At 65.5% G+C, this 16,395-nt stretch carries 18 protein-coding genes; 6 read left to right on the top strand and 12 right to left on the bottom strand.

From position 1 onward, the window contains the following. Nucleotides 1-287 precede the first annotated feature (287 nt). The 7 genes from ACSQ89_RS04945 to ACSQ89_RS04915 all read right to left on the bottom strand — a co-directional run bounded on the left by ACSQ89_RS04945 (nt 288) and on the right by ACSQ89_RS04915 (nt 6,841). On the bottom strand, nt 288-959 hold the full coding sequence (locus ACSQ89_RS04945; RefSeq protein ID WP_436296109.1) for a hypothetical protein: 672 nt from the start codon (nt 957-959) through the stop codon (nt 288-290). An 863-nt stretch (nt 960-1,822) separates the two neighbouring features. Continuing rightward, entirely contained in the window at nt 1,823-3,166 is a 1,344-nt protein-coding gene (locus ACSQ89_RS04940; protein ID WP_436296108.1) for a replicative DNA helicase, read from the bottom strand. Between the two features lie 22 nt (nt 3,167-3,188). Beyond that, entirely contained in the window at nt 3,189-3,947 is a 759-nt protein-coding gene (locus ACSQ89_RS04935; protein ID WP_436296107.1) for a hypothetical protein, read from the bottom strand. 5 nt (nt 3,948-3,952) lie between these two features. Next, nucleotides 3,953-4,432 (bottom strand): hypothetical protein, encoded by a 480-nt coding sequence (locus ACSQ89_RS04930; protein WP_436296106.1) that lies wholly within the window; start codon nt 4,430-4,432, stop codon nt 3,953-3,955. Further along, nucleotides 4,432-4,692, bottom strand: a complete 261-nt coding sequence (locus ACSQ89_RS04925) for a hypothetical protein (protein WP_436296105.1) — start codon at nt 4,690-4,692, stop codon at nt 4,432-4,434. Before ACSQ89_RS04925 ends, ACSQ89_RS04930 begins: the two co-directional genes overlap by 1 nt. Nucleotides 4,693-4,811: 119 nt before the next feature. Beyond that, nucleotides 4,812-5,297, bottom strand: coding sequence for a hypothetical protein (locus tag ACSQ89_RS04920; protein ID WP_436296104.1), 486 nt, complete (start codon nt 5,295-5,297; stop codon nt 4,812-4,814). Nucleotides 5,298-5,533: 236 nt separating this feature from the next. Then, nucleotides 5,534-6,841 (bottom strand): tyrosine-type recombinase/integrase, encoded by a 1,308-nt coding sequence (locus ACSQ89_RS04915; protein WP_436296103.1) that lies wholly within the window; start codon nt 6,839-6,841, stop codon nt 5,534-5,536. Between the two features lie 338 nt (nt 6,842-7,179). Here ACSQ89_RS04915 and ACSQ89_RS04910 point away from each other — a divergent pair, with 338 nt between their 5' ends. Next, the gene (locus tag ACSQ89_RS04910; protein ID WP_436293767.1) at nt 7,180-7,362 is read left to right on the top strand and encodes a DUF3606 domain-containing protein; all 183 of its coding nucleotides are present in this window, start codon (nt 7,180-7,182) and stop codon (nt 7,360-7,362) included. Nucleotides 7,363-7,370: 8 nt separating this feature from the next. On the opposite strand, the gene ACSQ89_RS04905 is transcribed toward ACSQ89_RS04910, so the two are convergent. After that, nucleotides 7,371-7,586: a hypothetical protein gene (locus ACSQ89_RS04905; protein ID WP_093109538.1), complete on the bottom strand. Its 216-nt coding sequence runs from the start codon at nt 7,584-7,586 to the stop codon at nt 7,371-7,373. Between the two features lie 163 nt (nt 7,587-7,749). Here ACSQ89_RS04905 and ACSQ89_RS04900 point away from each other — a divergent pair, with 163 nt between their 5' ends. After that, entirely contained in the window at nt 7,750-7,941 is a 192-nt protein-coding gene (locus ACSQ89_RS04900; RefSeq protein ID WP_139191730.1) for a hypothetical protein, read from the top strand. Here the strand turns inward: ACSQ89_RS04900 and ACSQ89_RS04895 are convergent. The 4 genes from ACSQ89_RS04895 to ruvB form a co-directional block, all read right to left on the bottom strand. Then, nucleotides 7,935-9,146 carry a glycosyltransferase gene (locus ACSQ89_RS04895; RefSeq protein WP_436293768.1) on the bottom strand — a complete coding sequence of 404 codons (1,212 nt, stop codon included), beginning with the start codon at nt 9,144-9,146 and terminating at the stop codon, nt 7,935-7,937. The two genes, ACSQ89_RS04900 and ACSQ89_RS04895, sit on opposite strands and share 7 nt — an antisense overlap. Further along, a complete protein-coding gene (locus tag ACSQ89_RS04890) occupies nt 9,143-10,021 on the bottom strand; it encodes a UDP-2,3-diacylglucosamine diphosphatase (RefSeq protein WP_436293769.1) in 879 nt (292 codons plus the stop codon). Before ACSQ89_RS04890 ends, ACSQ89_RS04895 begins: the two co-directional genes overlap by 4 nt. Nucleotides 10,022-10,109: 88 nt before the next feature. Further along, nucleotides 10,110-11,057, bottom strand: coding sequence for a CDF family Co(II)/Ni(II) efflux transporter DmeF (gene dmeF / locus ACSQ89_RS04885; protein WP_436293770.1), 948 nt, complete (start codon nt 11,055-11,057; stop codon nt 10,110-10,112). A 9-nt stretch (nt 11,058-11,066) separates the two neighbouring features. Beyond that, a complete protein-coding gene (ruvB, locus tag ACSQ89_RS04880; protein WP_093109533.1) occupies nt 11,067-12,122 on the bottom strand; it encodes a Holliday junction branch migration DNA helicase RuvB in 1,056 nt (351 codons plus the stop codon). A 115-nt stretch (nt 12,123-12,237) separates the two neighbouring features. Between ruvB and ACSQ89_RS04875 the strand changes: the two genes are divergently transcribed. The 4 genes from ACSQ89_RS04875 to ACSQ89_RS04860 are packed head-to-tail and all read left to right on the top strand — an operon-like array spanning nt 12,238 to nt 16,391. Continuing rightward, entirely contained in the window at nt 12,238-12,855 is a 618-nt protein-coding gene (locus tag ACSQ89_RS04875) for a CDP-alcohol phosphatidyltransferase family protein (RefSeq protein WP_093109532.1), read from the top strand. Between the two features lie 14 nt (nt 12,856-12,869). Next, complete coding sequence (locus tag ACSQ89_RS04870) at nt 12,870-14,630, top strand: bifunctional alpha/beta hydrolase/class I SAM-dependent methyltransferase (protein ID WP_436293771.1); 1,761 nt, start codon at nt 12,870-12,872, stop codon at nt 14,628-14,630. Beyond that, complete coding sequence (locus ACSQ89_RS04865) at nt 14,627-15,961, top strand: phosphatase PAP2/dual specificity phosphatase family protein (RefSeq protein ID WP_436293772.1); 1,335 nt, start codon at nt 14,627-14,629, stop codon at nt 15,959-15,961. The genes ACSQ89_RS04870 and ACSQ89_RS04865 overlap by 4 nt, the downstream gene beginning before the upstream one ends. Further along, the gene (locus ACSQ89_RS04860; protein WP_093109529.1) at nt 15,954-16,391 is read left to right on the top strand and encodes a hypothetical protein; all 438 of its coding nucleotides are present in this window, start codon (nt 15,954-15,956) and stop codon (nt 16,389-16,391) included. Before ACSQ89_RS04865 ends, ACSQ89_RS04860 begins: the two co-directional genes overlap by 8 nt. Nucleotides 16,392-16,395: the final 4 nt, after the last annotated feature.

Below are 16,395 nucleotides of genomic sequence, written 5' to 3'. Positions count from 1 at the left end.
GAAACAAGTTCGCAGACGCATTGATACGCGGGAGCGAACCCGAAGCCACCCGGGGCCTTTCCTGGGTCATGCGCAAGACGCGCTACCGAGCGGCAAGCCGGCAGGAGCGCGAATCGTGCGTACTCTGATCGGGTCAACGACCCTCAAGCAGTCAAGAAGTGGGCTTCGCTGATGGCCGTGGCCATCAACAAGGCGTCCTACTTCGCAAAGAAGTTCGTCGGCGAGGGCAAGGACGGTTTGAAGCCAACTAGGCATGCGCCAGTGCCGACGCCGCGCATCACGCTTTCCTATTTCCCAATAATGCTATCGATGGCTGCCTGCCGCTCTGCCGCTTCGCGACTCAGCCGGAGCGCAGTCTGCCTGTTGCTTTCCACCGCTTCCGGATGGCACAGTTCCTCCAAACGGCTTGCCGCCGTATCACGAAGCTGGGCCGCTTCTGTCAAATCGGACGTTTCGCCCCGACGCTCTAGCGCTACTGCGGCCCTTTCGTAGTTTCCAGCCGCGAAGTACGTTTGGCCGACCGCGTCAAAAAGCTGACCCGCGCTCTTGGCGAGTTCGATTGTCTTACCTTCGTCATAGGCCTCTGATGCTGTGTCGCTTACAAGCAATACCGCGTTGTGGGTTGCCCACGCCAGTTTCCTAAGGTCGCCACTTCGCCGATAGAGCTCCCTCGCCTTTTGGAGTTTGCCCAGGAATTCCCGGTCTGAGTCCCCATTTCGTCTCTGCGACAGCTTCTCCGCTCGCCGGAGCGCTCGATTTGGGCCCCTTTGCCCAGAATGTCGCCGTTCCCACCAAGGAATGACAACATCCCGAATGAACTTCGGGGCTTTCAGAGCTAGCCAGCAAAGTGCGGCGGCAAGGCCTGCCAAGAGGGATAGCCCTGCGTCCATTCCGGAGAGTGTCTCGTTCCACTCCTTGAAGAAGTCTTTGACGGCGGACTTGACCAACATGGCATCCATGGAAACCCTTCCGCCGAGGATTGTGAACGGCTTAAGGCAGCCATGCCAACCGAGGCGCACGAGGAGCAACAAGCAGTCGTTCGGGTCGCCATAGGAACTTCGATTGGCCAGAATCAGCGCCTGGCCGGTTGGAAGTTTTGAATATCTTGCAAAGGAAACGCCGCCGGGCGCCGAAGATGCCTCTAGCTGCGGTCGCCAGTTCAGTCCTGGCCGATTGTTGCCTGATGGCTAGTACAAAAAGAGGAAGTAGCCGATGGCGGCGCAAGCAAGAGCGAAAACTGCCCAGTAGGCCACGCGCTGCCCCTTCGACAGTGAGTCATACCGCTCCTTGCTCATGTTGGGAACTCCCATCGGGCTCTCCAGGTTGCGTGTTCTGAATGGGATGGGCGGGAGGCGGGAAGTTCCGGTCTTGGGCCGTTCTGAGCCGTTGGATCCTCGACACGGGCCGCGCTAACAGGACAAGCGCTCTGTGATTCCGCTCGAGCGGGGCGATGTCGACCTGTGATTGGCCCGTACAGTCGAAGAGGCCAAGAAGCTGCTCAAGCTGGCGCCCGTGGAACTGTTCGACGCTGGGCCAGCGGACGGCAAACCTGAAGACGCACTGATCTGAGCGGAGACCTGGTTTCCTTGGAAACCACGCTGGAAACCATGGCCTTGGACACCAGCGATTCGGCGCGAGGCGTTGATCTTGGTTCCGAGATCGTCCCTGTTGGAGCGTCGGTTTCTGCAACCAGCCTGGGCGTTCGCCTCGATGAATCGCTCAGCAAGTCTGCACTCGCTATCCTTTGCAGACTACTGGAGGATGCTCATGGACGACTGGCTGGTTGCTTTCGCCGAGCGGGCCGATTGCTTTTCGGCGTCGGTCATGTCGGCATCCCTCGGTTGGCGGACTTGGCGATGGCCGGCCGGCTTGGCGGCGCGCCTTCCCAGTCCGCGATCTGCTGGTATTTCCCGTTGAAGTGCAGCGGCACCAGACCTTGCGGGCCGTTGCGGTGCGCGACGATCTCCAGTTCGCAATACCCGGCGAACGCCGGCTCGTGCTTGCTCAGCGGGTGCGCGTGGTCCGTGAACAGCAGCGCCACTTGATCGGCCGCGGCCTCGATTGCGCCGCTGTCGCGCAGGTGGGTCATGCTCGGGCCGCCGTAGTGCTCATCAGCCTTGCGCGACATCTGCGACAGCAACACGACCGCGATGCCCAGGTCCATCGCCAGCGCCTTCAGGCCGTTGGCGATGATATCCAGCTCGCGATTGCGGTTCTCTTCGCCGCCGCCGGCCATGAGCTGCAGGAAGTCGACAAACAGCACGTCGAGGCCGTGCTCGCGCCGAACCTTCATGGCCTTGCGCCGGATGTCGAGCAAGGTCAGGCCGGCCTGATCGTCGTGCACGAGGTGCAATTCACCCAGACGCTCGGCCGCACACGTAACGGCGGTCCACATCTCATGGTCGTTGGGATCGGCGCGCAGGATGCGGCCCAGGTCGAACGAACCCGCGGCGGCCGTGTGGCGGTGCATGAGCTGGCTGATCGGCATTTCCTGCGACAGAAACAGCACGCCGTACTCGCGGGCCATCGCCCGCGCCAGCGCCAAGGCCAGCGCGGTCTTGCCGTGTTTGGGCCGGGCGCCGATCACCATCATCTCGCCGCGCCGGAGGCCACCGTTGAGCAAGCGATCGAGCCCGTCGATGCCGGTTGGGATGGCCGGGTTTTTTCCTTCGCTCAAGTCATTCAGCAGCGCGAGATAGTCGATCAGTGATTCGCTGATGTGCTGCGGCTCGCGCTTCGACTTTGCGGTCGCGAGCTTGGCGAGCATCATCTGCGCCTTGTCGATCTGCTCCGCCGCCGACTCTGCTGACGCGCCGAGCTCGGCGATCTCCATGCCGGCGCGCACGAGTTCGCGTTGGCGGTGGCGCTCGACGACGATGGCGGCATGGCGGCGGATGGTGGCCGCCGACGGAACGTACTGCGCCATTTCGTTCAGGCGTGAAAGTCCATCTTGCTCGGCCTTGCCGGCGGCGCGCATGGCGTCGAATACGGCGATCACGTCGAAGGGCTGACCGGCTGCGGCCATCGCCAGGATGGTGCGGAGTGCGTCGGCGTGGAACGCCGCATAGAACATCGTCGGGGCGAGATCGCTCACGCGCGCCAGCGCTTCGTTGTCGAGAAGCACCGCACCGATCACGGCAGCTTCAGCTTCAAGGCTGTACGGCATCGTGCCAATGGTCGGAGCGGCCTCAGTTCTCATACGCACCTTCGACGACCTTCACGAGGTTCTCGGACCTGCAAAGCCAGTCCAGGCTCAGATCGAACGGTTTGCGACCGGGCGCCGGCGTGGTCCGGCCGCAAAGGAATTCTGACGCTGACACATAGCCGAAGAACTTCCGCCACCAGTTGAGGTTTTGGCGCTCAGGCTTCTCGCGCCAGCGTGCGCGCAGAGCTTGCTGACGTGCCGGCGTCCATTCGCGAACACGCCGCGCAGCCGGCAGCACCTCGTGGAACAGTTCGATGATCTGCTGGTGCGGGCACGAGTCGGCGGATGCCGAGGGCTCTGCGGCAGCAGAGTTTTTTCCATCTGCCTCTCCCTCTGTCTCTCCCTCTGTCTCTGGGGTAGCAACACGCTCGCAGTCTGCTAGCGTGTTGCTTGCAGCTTGATAGCACGGCGCAAGCGCCACGTCAGCGCCCTGCTCGCGCGATTGTGGCGATGCGATAGCGTTCTGCTCCTCAACGGCGAAGAAGCTGGCATCGATCAGCGGCTTCAGGCCGGCTTCGATCTCGCCTTCTGTCGTGCGCAGCCGAAATGCCAGTTCTTCGACAGCGCCCTCGAACGCGCCATCCTTCGCTTCGGCCGCGAGTAGCCACAGCATCGGCGCAAGCGCCCGGCTGGCGAGCGGCAGGCGTTGGTACTGTCGGTCGTCCAGCAACGAGCGATGCAGTTTGATCCACGGCGGAGCGCGGTCCTTGTAATGCTGGAACGATTTCCAGTTCTTTGGCACGAGCTTCACTGCTGGCGGCCCTCTGCCGTCAATGGGTCATCGAGGCCGGGCTGCGCGCCCAGTTCGACCATGCGCTCAGCCGTGCGCAGTAGGAAGTCCGCATAGCGCGGCGAGATCTCCCAATCTTGGCGCACACCCGCCGAAACGATGGCTCCTGAAAAGGCACTCAGGCGTGCGCGCAGGTTGCTGAGTTCCGCGGCGCGTTGATCCTTGGCTGCGGGCTTTACGCCGCCCGGCCTCCAGGCCAACGTCATCTTCTTTCGCTGGCAGCCGAACGCGCCGGCTCGAGGTCCCTCACGGCGCAAGATGTACCAGGCATCGCACGGCGTGCCATCGCCATCGGGACTGAACATGTGCACGCGGCCATCTGCGATCAGGTCTGCCGGAGGCTGGAGCCCCGTGGCGGCGATGATGACCTTGAAAGATTTGATCGGATCGCGGGCTTCATCATTCTTGGGAATCATCACCTTGAGTGTGTTGAACATCAGGCCACCCCCAGGACGCGCTTGATGTCGGCGACTTTCCAAGCGAGGCGGCCGTGCACTCGCAGGCAGCGGATTGGCCCATCTTCGAAGCATGCCCAGCCGCGCAAGGTCTGGGGGCGACGATTGAGGTAGAAAGCCGCCTCTTCCGTGCGCACCGTGGGCCTGTTCAGCGACTCGAGGGGGGGAAATACGGCCGCCGCGGTGCACGGCTTTTTCTCGCGCTTGGCGAGCGTCGCGGCGCTCGGAAGTGAGGTTTGCATTGGCATCTCCAATCGATGCCGCTCCCCGGAATGAAGATCTACAGCACCGAACGGTTGTCAATCATTCACACGAAACGGCAGGGAGGCGCCTGCCGATTGCCTGCTTTTTGCCTGCCGCTTTACCTGTCGACGGTTTGGGCCAGATATCGGATGTGCGCTTTGATGTCTTCGGAGTAGGACTGTCTTGTGATGCCTTCGGCCTTGGCGAGGCGCACAATTCCCCGGGGCAACGGGGAATAGTCGTTGTCTGGCATTTCCAGACCTGCATCGATGCAGGCCCGATATCGACGGGCCCGCCTTTCCTTTGCAGGTTCGTCCGGTCGTGTGTCAACGACATCGGCCGAATCGGCTGGCGTAGTCTCGGCGATATGGGGCGCGGGAGCCACGGACGGCTGGGGTTCGGGTCGGAGAAACAGATACGCCGTCCTGAGGCCGACAGCCTGAAGCCAGCGATGAAGTTCCGCCCGGGTAACAAGGAGATGTTGGTCGCCCTCCTCGATTGGAAGGATCGCCAACGTCTGCTCCTTGGCGTAGCCCGCATACTCCTGTTCGCCACGCTGATGCGCTCGTCCTGTCGCCAGGGCCATCCACAGACGTTTGAACACTGGCCGTGCACTTGCAGGAAGCTCGTTCATTATTTCGCCGAACGTGCTCACTCCGAGCCGCGGGATGAGAGGCTCACCCGCAATCAGACACGCAGCATCGTGAAGGCTAAACGTGTCCCAAAAGTCTGCTCCGATAGTCACACTCGCACCCCTTCCGGTGCCCTTCAGAAGGTTGCATCAGCAGGCGGGTGAAGGTGGCCCGCTCTTCGGCCCGTCGGCCTAGCTGGGGCAGAAACTCAACTGACGACCTTCAGACGGACCGGCGTCTCTGAAGCCACGAACGGTACCGCGCCCTGCTCCAAGATCCAGGCCTCAATGCGCTCATGATGGACGCGCAAAAGATCCAACGGACGCACGGTGTAGTGCTTTTCCGCGGTCGCGCTTGGCTTGTGCCCTTGGATCTGGGCGACCACTCCCGCGGGGATCTCCATCCACTCGCTGAGACTCTTGAAGGATCGACGCAGCCCATGCTGCGTCATTTTCGGAATACCCGCTGCTCGGCACGCTCGGTCGTGCATTTCTCTGGGCTCTGACATCACGCCGCTCTTGGCTTTGGCACTCGAGAAAACAAACTCGTTCCGCTTGGGCAATGACTGGAGCAAGCTCGCGACGTAGGGCGTCAGGGGAATCTCCCTCGCGCCTTCCACCTTGTCACGGATCACCATCCCCTTCCATTGCCAGTTGACGTCCTCCCAGCGAAGCACTAGCAGTTCGCCAGGTCGGCTCCCGATCAGCAATAGGCACTGCAAGTAGGCCGAGATCAGGGGGCTACCAATTTCTCGGACGGACTTAAACCAAGCCTCCAACTGCTCACGCTGCAGGGCGTCCTTCTTGACGCCTGAGGTGCCCAGAGTCTCGCGTGTCTTCTGGGTCTTTGCGGGGTTCTTCGCAGGCACGAGGTGCGCGTACTCCGGCTGCTCGCTGCACCAGGTCAGGAACACCTGCAGAAGCCGCCAAGAAAGCCGCGCCGAGGCTGGGCGGGTCTTCGTCTGCGTGGCGGCCCATCGCTCGATCGTAGGCGAATCGAGTTCGCGCAGGCGCACGGTCATCAGCGGGTGGAGCGGGCCGGCGATCGTCACGCCAAGCCCGCGGGTGCCCCTCTTGGCCTTCTCACCGCCGGCCTTGGAGAGCTTCACATGGTCCTTGTAATGGATGTCGCCCCACCGGGGCTTACGGTCCGCAAGGTAGGTCGCCCAGACTTCGCCGACCGTGAGCGCCTCACCCTTCACCGCCTTGCGCTTGGCAACGTCGGCGGCGATCGTCTCTGCTTTCACCGCCCGAGGATCACGGCCTTCGTCAATCTGGCGCTGAAGTTGGCGGGCCTTTTCCTGGGCGTCTCCGATTCTCCAGGCGTCCGGACTGCCGATCGTCATCCGAACTGTGCTGCCTTGATAGCGGCTCTGAAACACGTATGCCCTGCTTCCGTTGGTCGTGACACGAAGGGCAAGGCCAGGGACGCCGCTGTCCCAGAGAAAGGCCTGCTCCTTGCCCTCCGGGCACTTGAAGGCGGCGACGCGCCCAGCCGTGAAATTGACTCGCTCCATACAGCTCCAGCGCTTACATGGCGGTTGGTGTAAGCAGCCATGTAAGCAGATTGACCGAAAACCAATCAATCTCGATCAACACGGGAAGTGCGAAGTCTCTCCGCAAGTTGTTGATTTATATTGATTTCATGGGAGTGTATCAATAACGCCGAATGCTGGCGAATACATTCAATTGTGGAATCATAATCCACAGGTCCGCGGTTCGAGTCCGTGAAGAGCCACCAAACCCGCCAAGAAAAGCCCGCTATCGCATCGGTAGCGGGCTTTTTTCATTGCCTTGCCAAGAGCCGCGCGCGAGCCTAAAAAGTCAGGCCGCACATCGCCTACGAGGAGTCGCCATGCCCGACGATCTGAGTCAATTCAAGCCGCTGGACCCCGGCCGGGTCAATGCCCTCGACCCCGTCGAGCTGCAGTACTGGTGCCAGCAGCTTCGCTGCAGCGAGACCGAGCTGCAGGACGCGCTGTCCAAGGTGGGCGACCACGTGACCGCGGTGCGCGATCGGCTGGCATCGCGCGAGTAGAGGCGCCCCTAGTTCTTGGGCCGCCAGGCGCTGAGGAATTCGGAGGTCTTGTCGTTCTGCCGCCGCGTCGCAGCAGCATCGGCCGAGGCGGACGAGGACGGCGAGGCGGAAGCATTGCCATTGCTGTCCTGAGGCTGCGCAGCGGGCGCACCGCTGCCCTTGCAGCCCGTCATGCACAGCACCAGCGTCGCCAGGCCGGCGACCGCAACCCACGATGTCTTCACAGTCAATTCCCCCGGTTTCGCCGTCCAGCCTGATGGCTGGCTTCGACGACCGTGAGCCTAACTGTTTTTGAAAACCAAAGATCTAGTGTTCAACACAAAAAGCCAGCAACAAGTACTACTTTTCTCACGTACATCGCGCTCGCCTGTAGCCATAATGTGCTACATGAAACTCCGTGGCAATGATGCTCCAGACGAGCCAGAGGACGAGTCCGACTACTCCTCCCTTGCGCCGCTCAACCGGGCGCATCTGACGCACGAGCCGGTTCGCCGCGTCCCGACGTGGGCCGGCTTCGCGTGCGCCGTGGCATTGGGTGCGGCGGTGGTCGAGGCGCTCCGGCGCCTGCTCGGTCACTGAGCGCCGAGCGCCACCCCCGAGATCGATTCTTCACCGCCGGCGAGTGCTTCGGCGCGTGTCAGGATGCCCTGCAGGATTCCCGGCAGCTCGAACACTGCGCGGTTGTGCATCTTGTGGGTCGCGGTGCGGTAGTTGTCCAGATCGCGGACCAGTTCGTCCACCGCGCCGGGCACCTTGGCATAGCTCGCGCATACCAGGCCTACCCCATGCTCGCGCACCCATTGGGCGTTGTAGCGCTCCTGCGGCAAGGTCCAGCTGTTGCACACCACGATCACCGGCAGATGCAGTTGCACCGCCTCGCTGACGCTGCCCGGGCCGGGCTTGCCGATGAAGAAGTCGGCCAGTTGCATGTAGCGGGCGACGTCGGGCGTGAAACCCAGCACCAGCCGCGGCGCGCGCGCCGGTTGTGCGCGCAAGGCTTTGGCGAGCGCTTCGTTGTGGCCGCAGGCCAGGATGAGCTGGGTGTCGGGCAGGCGCTTCGCGATGCCGAGCATGGCCTTGGAGCCTTGCCCGCCGAAGAGCACCAGGCCGGTTGGGCGATCGGGGTCCAGCCCCAGGCGGCGGCGCTCGGCAGCCCGATCGACGGACTCTGTCTCGTAGAAGGCCGAACGGATCATCATTCCCGAGGTCGCATGGATGCGATCATCCGTGTAGCCCGCTTCACGTGCCTGCTGCACGGCGCGTTCCGAGCCGCAGACGAAATGCTGGTCCTGCCCTTTCTCTATCCAGAAGTGCGGCGGGTGATCGGCCAGATCGGTCAGCACCGTCACGTAGGGCACGCCCGGCAGCGCCGAGGCGACCGACTCGTAGAGCGGCCGGTTGAAGTTCGGAATCAACGACACCACCATGTCCGGCTCGGTCGCCAGCCAGTGCTGCTGCAGCGGGCGCACCAGCTTCGGCTTGGCCCAGCGAATCACGGCCTGCAGCACCTTGAGCTCGTGCGCCAGCCCGATCGTCCAGCCGCGCGCGAGCCGCTTGTTGTAGACGTCCTCCGGGTCCATGCCGGTCAGCTTGCGAAAGCTGTCCTTCGGATCCAGCACTTCGCGCAGATTGAGCAGGCGCACGGTCCAGGGCAAGCCCTCGCGCTGGATGGCCGCCTCGAGCGCCAACGCGGAGGCACGGTGCCCGCCGCCGGCGTCGAAGTAGACGAGGTCGACGGTTCGCTGGGCCGGGTGGCGCGAGGAAGTCGATGGCGCGCGCGTCATGCGTGCGCCGGCTCGCGCCGGGAAGCGGCCCGCCCGGCCCGGGTCGCGACCGGCATGTGCTCTGCCCAGTGCAGGATTTCGAGCCTGCCGTCGGCATGCTCGGCCAGCGCCGTGAGGCTCTCGACCCAGTCGCCGTCGTTGGCGTAGAGGATGCCATCGATGTCGCGCAGCTCGGCATGGTGGATGTGCCCGCAGACCACGCCCTGCACGCCGCGCTTGCGGGCCTCGCGCGCCACCGCGTTCTCGAAGTCGCCGACATAGCTGACCGCGCGCTTGACCTTCTGCTTCAGGTACTTGGACAGCGACCAGTAAGGCAACCCCAGGCGCGCACGCAGCGAGTTGAGATACCGGTTCAGCTTGAGCGTGAACTCGTAGAGCGAGTCTCCCACGTGGGCCAGCCACTTCGCGCACTGGATCACGCCATCGAACAGGTCGCCGTGCATGATCCAGAGCTTGCGGCCGTCAGCCGTCTCGTGGATCCATTCGTCGGCCACGTCGATGCCGCCGAAGTTGTGATGCAGGTACTTGCGCGCGAACTCGTCGTGGTTGCCCGGAATGAAGATCACGCGCGTGCCCTTGCGCGCCTTGCGCAGCAGCTTCTGGATCACATCGTTGTGCGGCTGCGGCCAGTACCAGTGGCGGCGCAGCTGCCAGCCGTCGATGATGTCGCCGACCAGGAACAGGGTCTCGCACTCGGTGTGCTTCAGGAAGTCGAGCAGCGCCTTCGCCTGGCAGCCGGGCGTGCCCAGGTGCAGGTCGGAAATCCAGAGGGTGCGATAGCGTTGGGGAGGACGCGTGACTTCCTCGTCTTCCGCGGAGGAGGACAGGTCGGCCGTGTTGCGCCATGCACTAAGAAAAGCGTCATCGCGTTGCATGGGTCGTCATCGTCGCCAGCGCGGATGACGGCGCCGTGGCGGCGCGGTGAAGCTTCAATGACAGTGCAAATGCGCCACGGCGGCGCTGTCATCCGGCCGCGCAGCGGTGAATCTCGATGGTCGAGTGCCTGATTTCCTCGTGCATCGAAAAGGTCGCACGAACGTCATCGGGCGTCAGCGTTGACGAATGCGTGACAACGCTCAATGCGCACGCATAGGCGCCCTGGCCGACGCGCCACACGTGCAGATCGGCCACGCGCGTTTCCGAATCCGCCAAGCCCTGCTCCACGCCCTCGCGGATCTCGTCGACCACCGGATGGTCCATCTCGCGGTCGAGCAGCACCTTGCCGGTTTCGACAAGCAATCCCCGCGCCCAGCTCGCGACCAGCACGGCACCGACGATGCCCATCAGCGGATCGAGCCAGGCCCAGCCGTAGAGCCAACCGCCGGCGAGCGCGACGATGGCGAGCACCGAGGTCGCGGCGTCGGCCACGACGTGCAGGTAGGCGGAGCGCAGGTTCAGGTCATGGCCGTGATCGTGCGCGTGGTCGTGGTCGTGATGGGCGTGGTCGTGGTGGTGATGCGCACCACCGAGCAGCCGCGCGCAAAGCAGGTTGACCAGCAGCCCCAGCACGGCCACGACGATCGCTTCCTTGTAGTGGATCGCAACGGGCGACCACAGCCGCTCGAGCGAACCCACCACCATCAGCACCGCGACGCCGAGCAGGAACAGCGCGCTCGCAAAGCCACCCAGCACTTCGATCTTCCAGGTACCGAAGGCGAAGCGCCGGTCGCCGGCATAGCGCCGCGCCGCCGCATAGGCGAAGGCGCTGAGCCCGATGGCCACGGCGTGCGAACTCATGTGCCAGCCGTCGGCCAAGAGCGCCATCGAGTTGAACCACCAGCCGGCGCCGATTTCCAGCAGCATGGCGGCGGCCGTGATCCACATCACGAGCCGCGTGCTGCGTTCGGCGGCATGGCTGTCGCCCTGGAATCGGTGTTCGTGCTGCCACCCGCTGAGATCGTGCGTATGCATGAAAGACCCTCAATTGCCGAACATGTCGCCGTCGCGCTGCGGCGCCGCGACGCCCAGATGCCGGTACGCGGCCAGCGTGGCGATGCGCCCGCGCGGCGTGCGCTGCAGGTAGCCCTGCTGGATCAGGTAGGGCTCGATCACGTCCTCGATGGTGCCGGCCTCCTCGCCGATGCTGGCCGCGATGTTGTCCAGCCCGACCGGACCGCCGTCGAAGCGGTGGATGACGGCCTCCAGCAGCTTGCGGTCCATCAGGTCGAAGCCCTGCGGGTCGACATCGAGCATGGCCAGCGCCTTGTGGGCCAGGTCTTCGGTGATGCGCCCGTCGCCCTTGACCTGCGCATAGTCGCGCACGCGGCGCAGCAGGCGGTTGGCGATGCGCGGCGTGCCGCGCGAGCGGCGTGCGATCTCGAGGCCGCCGGCCTCGTCCATCGGCACGGCCAGCAAACCGGCGCTGCGGCGCACGATGCGCGCCAGTTCCTCGGCCGTGTAGAACTCCAGCCGCGCGACGATGCCGAAGCGATCGCGCAGCGGATTGGTCAGCATGCCGGCGCGCGTGGTGGCGCCGACCAGCGTGAAGGGCTGCAGGTCGAGCTTGATGCTGCGCGCCGCCGGGCCCTCGCCGATCATGATGTCGATCTGGTAGTCCTCCAGCGCCGGGTAGAGGATTTCCTCGACCACCGGCGAGAGGCGGTGAATCTCGTCGATGAAGAGCACGTCGTTGCGCTCGAGGTTGGTGAGGAGCGCCGCCAGATCCTTGGGCTTCTCGAGCACCGGGCCCGAGGTCTGGCGCAGGTTCACGCCGAGCTCGGCCGCGATGATGTGAGAGAGCGTGGTCTTGCCGAGGCCCGGCGGGCCGAAGAGCAGCACGTGGTCGAGCGCCTCGGCGCGGTGGCGGGCGGCGCCGATGAAGATCTCGAGCTGCTCGCGCACCTTGGCCTGGCCGACGTACTCGTCGAGCAACTTGGGCCGCAGGGCGCGCTCGATCGCCTCTTCGTTGGGCGAGGCGGGCGCGGCGGAGACCACGCGTTGCGGGGCCGGAGCGAAATCGTCGGTCTGGATGGTCATGGGCGGTAGGCTGAAGGAACAGTTTAGTCGGCCGAACGGCCATCCGAGTGCAGCACCGGGGCCTCCGAGACGGATGCCTCGTGCAGAATGCGCGACCGAGGAGGGTACGAGAAGCGTGTCGATCTACGAACTGAAGCCGCGATTCCAGGCCCTGCTGCGGCCGCTGGTCGTGCGCCTGCACGCCATGGGCGTCACGGCCAACCAGGTCACCGTGGCGGCCTGCGCGATCTCGGTCGCGCTTGGCCTCTGGCTCTTCTTCGCCGCGCCCTCTCCGGCCGCCTTCGCGCTGATCCCGCTCTGGATGTTCCTGCGCATGGCCTTCAACGCGATCGACGGCATGCTGGCGCGCGAGCACAACCAGCAGAGCGCGCTCGGCGCCTTTCTCAACGAGCTGACCGACGTGCTCTCCGATGCGGCGCTCTACCTGCCCTTCGCGCTGGTCGCACCGTTCAGCCCCTTCTGGGTCGGCGTCGTGATCGTGCTGGCGGGCTTGAGCGAGTTCACCGGCGCGCTGGGCCCGACGGTGGGCGCCTCGCGCCGCTACGACGGTCCGCTCGGCAAGAGCGACCGGGCCTTCGTGTTCGGTGCGCTCGGCCTCTACATCGCGCTCGGCGGCCCGCTGCCGGCATGGAGTGCATGGCTCATGCCGATCGTCGCGGTGCTGGTGGCCTGGACCATCGTCAACCGCATCCGCCGCGCGCTGGCCGAAGCCGGCGCCGCAACCCGCACCTGAGACGAGAAATCCGAATGACCGACGCCCGCGTGCCACACGAACACCACTTCAGCACCCACGACGACGTGTCGCTGTTTTACCGGCACTGGCCGGCGACGGGCAGCGCGCGGCGCGGCGCCATCGTGCTGTTCCACCGCGGCCACGAGCACGGCGCACGCATGGCGCATTTGGTCGACGAGCTCGATCTGCCGGACTTCGATTTCTTCGCCTGGGATGCGCGCGGCCACGGCAAGTCCCCGGGCCAGCGCGGCTACAGCCCGAGCTTCGCGACCTCGGTGCGCGACGTGCAGACCTTCGTCCAGCACATCGCCAGCGCGCATGGCGTGCCGCCCGAGGACATCCACGTGATCGCGCAGAGCGTGGGCGCGGTGCTGGTCGCGACCTGGGCGCACGACTATGCGCCCCGGGTGCGCGGGCTCACGCTGGCTTCGCCGGCCTTCAAGGTCAAGCTTTACGTCCCCTTCGCGCGGGCCGGCCTCGGGCTCATGCACAAGCTGCGCGGGCTGTTCTTCGTCAACAGCTACGTGAAGGCGAAGTTCCTCACGCACGACCCCGAACGCATCGCGAGCTACGAAAGCGATCCGCTGATCTCGCGGCCGATCGCGGTCAACATCCTGCTGGGCCTTTACGAGGCGGCCGATCGCGTGGTGGCGGATGCCAATGCGATCACGCTGCCCGTGCATCTGCTGATCTCCGGCGCCGACTGGGTGGTGCATCACAAGCCGCAGCACCTGTTCTTCGATCGGCTCGGTAGCGCGATCAAGACCAAGTTGGAATTGCCCGGCTTCTTCCACGACACGCTGGGCGAGAAAGACCGCGCGCCCGCGGTGCAGGCGATCCGCGAATTCATCCTGCGCCTGTTCGACGAGGCGCCGCAACCCGTCGACCTGCGCTCGGCCCACCTGAGCGGCGAGACCGCCGATGAATCGCGCGCGCTCGCCGAGCCGCTGCCCGCCCTGTCGCCGCGCGGAGCCTACTGGGCGATCACCCGTGGAAGCCTGCGCTTCGGCGGCCTGCTGTCGCGCGGCGTGAAGCTGGGGCACGAGACGGGTTTCGATTCGGGCAGCACGCTCGACTATGTCTACCGCAACGAGCCCCGAGGCGCCGGGCCGATCGGTCGCTCCATCGACAGAACCTACTTGAATTCCATCGGCTGGCGCGGCATCCGGCAGCGCAAGGTCCATGTCGAAGAGCTGCTCCGCGAAGCGATGGAACGACTGGCCGAGCAGCACCGCGAAGTGCGCCTGATGGACATTGCCGCCGGCCACGGCCGCTACGTGCTCGACGCGGTGCAGGCCAGTCCGGTCAAGGCCGGCTCGATCCTCTTGCGCGACTACAGCGACATCAACGTGCACGACGGCCGCGCGCTGATCGCCGAGAAGGGCCTGGAAGATGTCGCGCAGTTCGTCCAGGCCGATGCCTTCGACCGCCTGGGTCTCGCGAGCGTGGTGCCGCGGCCCACGCTGGCGGTGGTCTCGGGCCTCTACGAACTCTTCCCCGACAACGAGATGGTGAGCCGCTCGCTGGCCGGCGTCGGCGACGCGGTGGAAGACGGCGGCTACCTGGTCTACACAGGCCAGCCATGGCACCCCCAACTGGAGATGATCGCGCGCGCCCTCACCAGCCACCGCCAGGGCGATGCCTGGGTCATGCGACGCCGCACGCAGGCCGAGATGGACCAGCTGGTCGAAGCGGCAGGCTTTCGCAAGATCGACCAGCGCATCGACGAATGGGGCATCTTCACGGTCTCGCTGGCCGTACGCACCGGTCCATGAAACCCTCGCGCGGACCACGGCCCTGGAAGCGCGCCGCCGCCTGGCTGGCGCTGCTCGGTCCGCTGTTCTATGCCACCTACGGCTTCGCCAACTGGTGGGCCGCAACACGCGCGCATGTGCCGGTGCTGGTGTTCGAGTGGGAGCGGGGCGTGCCCTTCTGGCCCTGGACCATCTTTCCGTACTGGACCATCAATGCCTTCTATGCGCTGTCGCTCTTTCTCGCGAGCGACCGCCATACGCTGGATCGACATGCAGCGCGGCTGCTGACAGCGCAGGTTCTTGCGGTCAGCTGCTTCATCCTCTGGCCGCTGCGCTTCAGCTTCGGGCAGCCGGCGGTCGAGGGCGCACCGGCCTTCCTGTTCGACGCGCTGCGCGGCTTCGATCAGCCCTTCAACCAGGCGCCCTCGCTGCACATCGCGCTGGCGGTGATCCTGTGGGACTGGTACCGGCGCCTGATCCATGCGCGCTGGGCGCGCGCACTGCTGCATGTCTGGGCCTTTGCGATCTGCGCCTCGGTGCTCACCACCTGGCAGCACCACTTCATCGACATCCCGACCGGTGCGCTGCTGGGCCTGGTCTGCGTCTGGCTCTGGCCGCTCGAACGCGTGCTGGCGATGCCGCGCGCCTGGCGGCTCGCGCGCGGCCCGCAACGCTGGAAGCTGGCCGGCTTCTACGCGGCGGGTGCGCTGCTCTTCTTCGCCGCGGCGCTCGGCCTGCGCGGTGCCGCGCTCTGGCTGATGTGGCCGGCCTTGTCGCTCGCGCTGGTGGCGCTGAACTACGCAGGCCTGGACGCGCGCGGCTTCCAGATGGACCACCACGGCCGCATGCACTGGGCCGCGCGCTGGCTGTTCGCGCCCTACCGCCTGGGCGCCGTCGTCAACGCGTGGCTCTGGACACGGCGGCTGCCCGCCTCGGTCGAAGTGGCGCCGGGCCTGCGCCTCGGCCGCCTGCCGACGCGCGCCGAGTGGGAGGCCGCGGGACGGCCGCGGCTTCTGAGCCTCTGTGCCGAACTGCAGACGCTGCCGGTGCCCGGCGCGCGCTGCGTGCCGATGCTCGATCTCACAGTACCGACGGCACTGCGGCTGCAACGCGCCGTCGCCGTCATCGAGGGCCAGCGCCGCAGCGGTCAGGCGGTGTGGGTCTGCTGCGCGCTCGGCTTCTCGCGCAGCGCGGCCTCGGTGATCGGCTGGCTCGGCGTTCACGGCGCCGCCGGCACCATGGCGCTCGCGCACGATGCGGTGCGCCGCGCGCGCCCGCAGATCGTGCTGCGCCCGGCCTGGCTCGCCGCGCTCGATCAACTGGCCACCTCGGGAAAGACACGCGATGAATGACGACAACGACCGCGCACTGTGCACGGCCACGGCCGGATTGCTGCGCGCCAGCGACGCGCTCGCCTTTTGGGGCCTTGCCCTTTCCTTCATCTCTGGTCTGGTGCTGGCTCTGACGGGGCGCTCGCTGGGCTCGGCCGCCTGGATCGCCTACGCGGCCGTCGCGTTGATCGGACTGCCGGAGCGCTACCTCGCGCTGCGCCTGCGGTTCGACGCAACCCTGTTCGACGGGCTCGCGACAGCGACGATCGCGTCGCTGCCCTCGATGGACCGCGCGCTCGAACAGCTCGGCCTGCGGCGCGGTGGAGACGGCTCGCGCCCGCTGACCGATCGCGTGCTCGGCACTCGCCAACTGGTGCAGCGCCACGGCATCGCGGTCATCGCGCAGACCATCGTCTTCGCGATGGCGCTCGCGATGCAGGACTGGCGCTGAGGCC

Source organism: Variovorax sp. LjRoot175, from assembly GCF_964253805.1.
Lineage (GTDB): Bacteria > Pseudomonadota > Gammaproteobacteria > Burkholderiales > Burkholderiaceae_C > Variovorax.
This window is presented reverse-complemented; position numbering and strand designations above follow the sequence as displayed.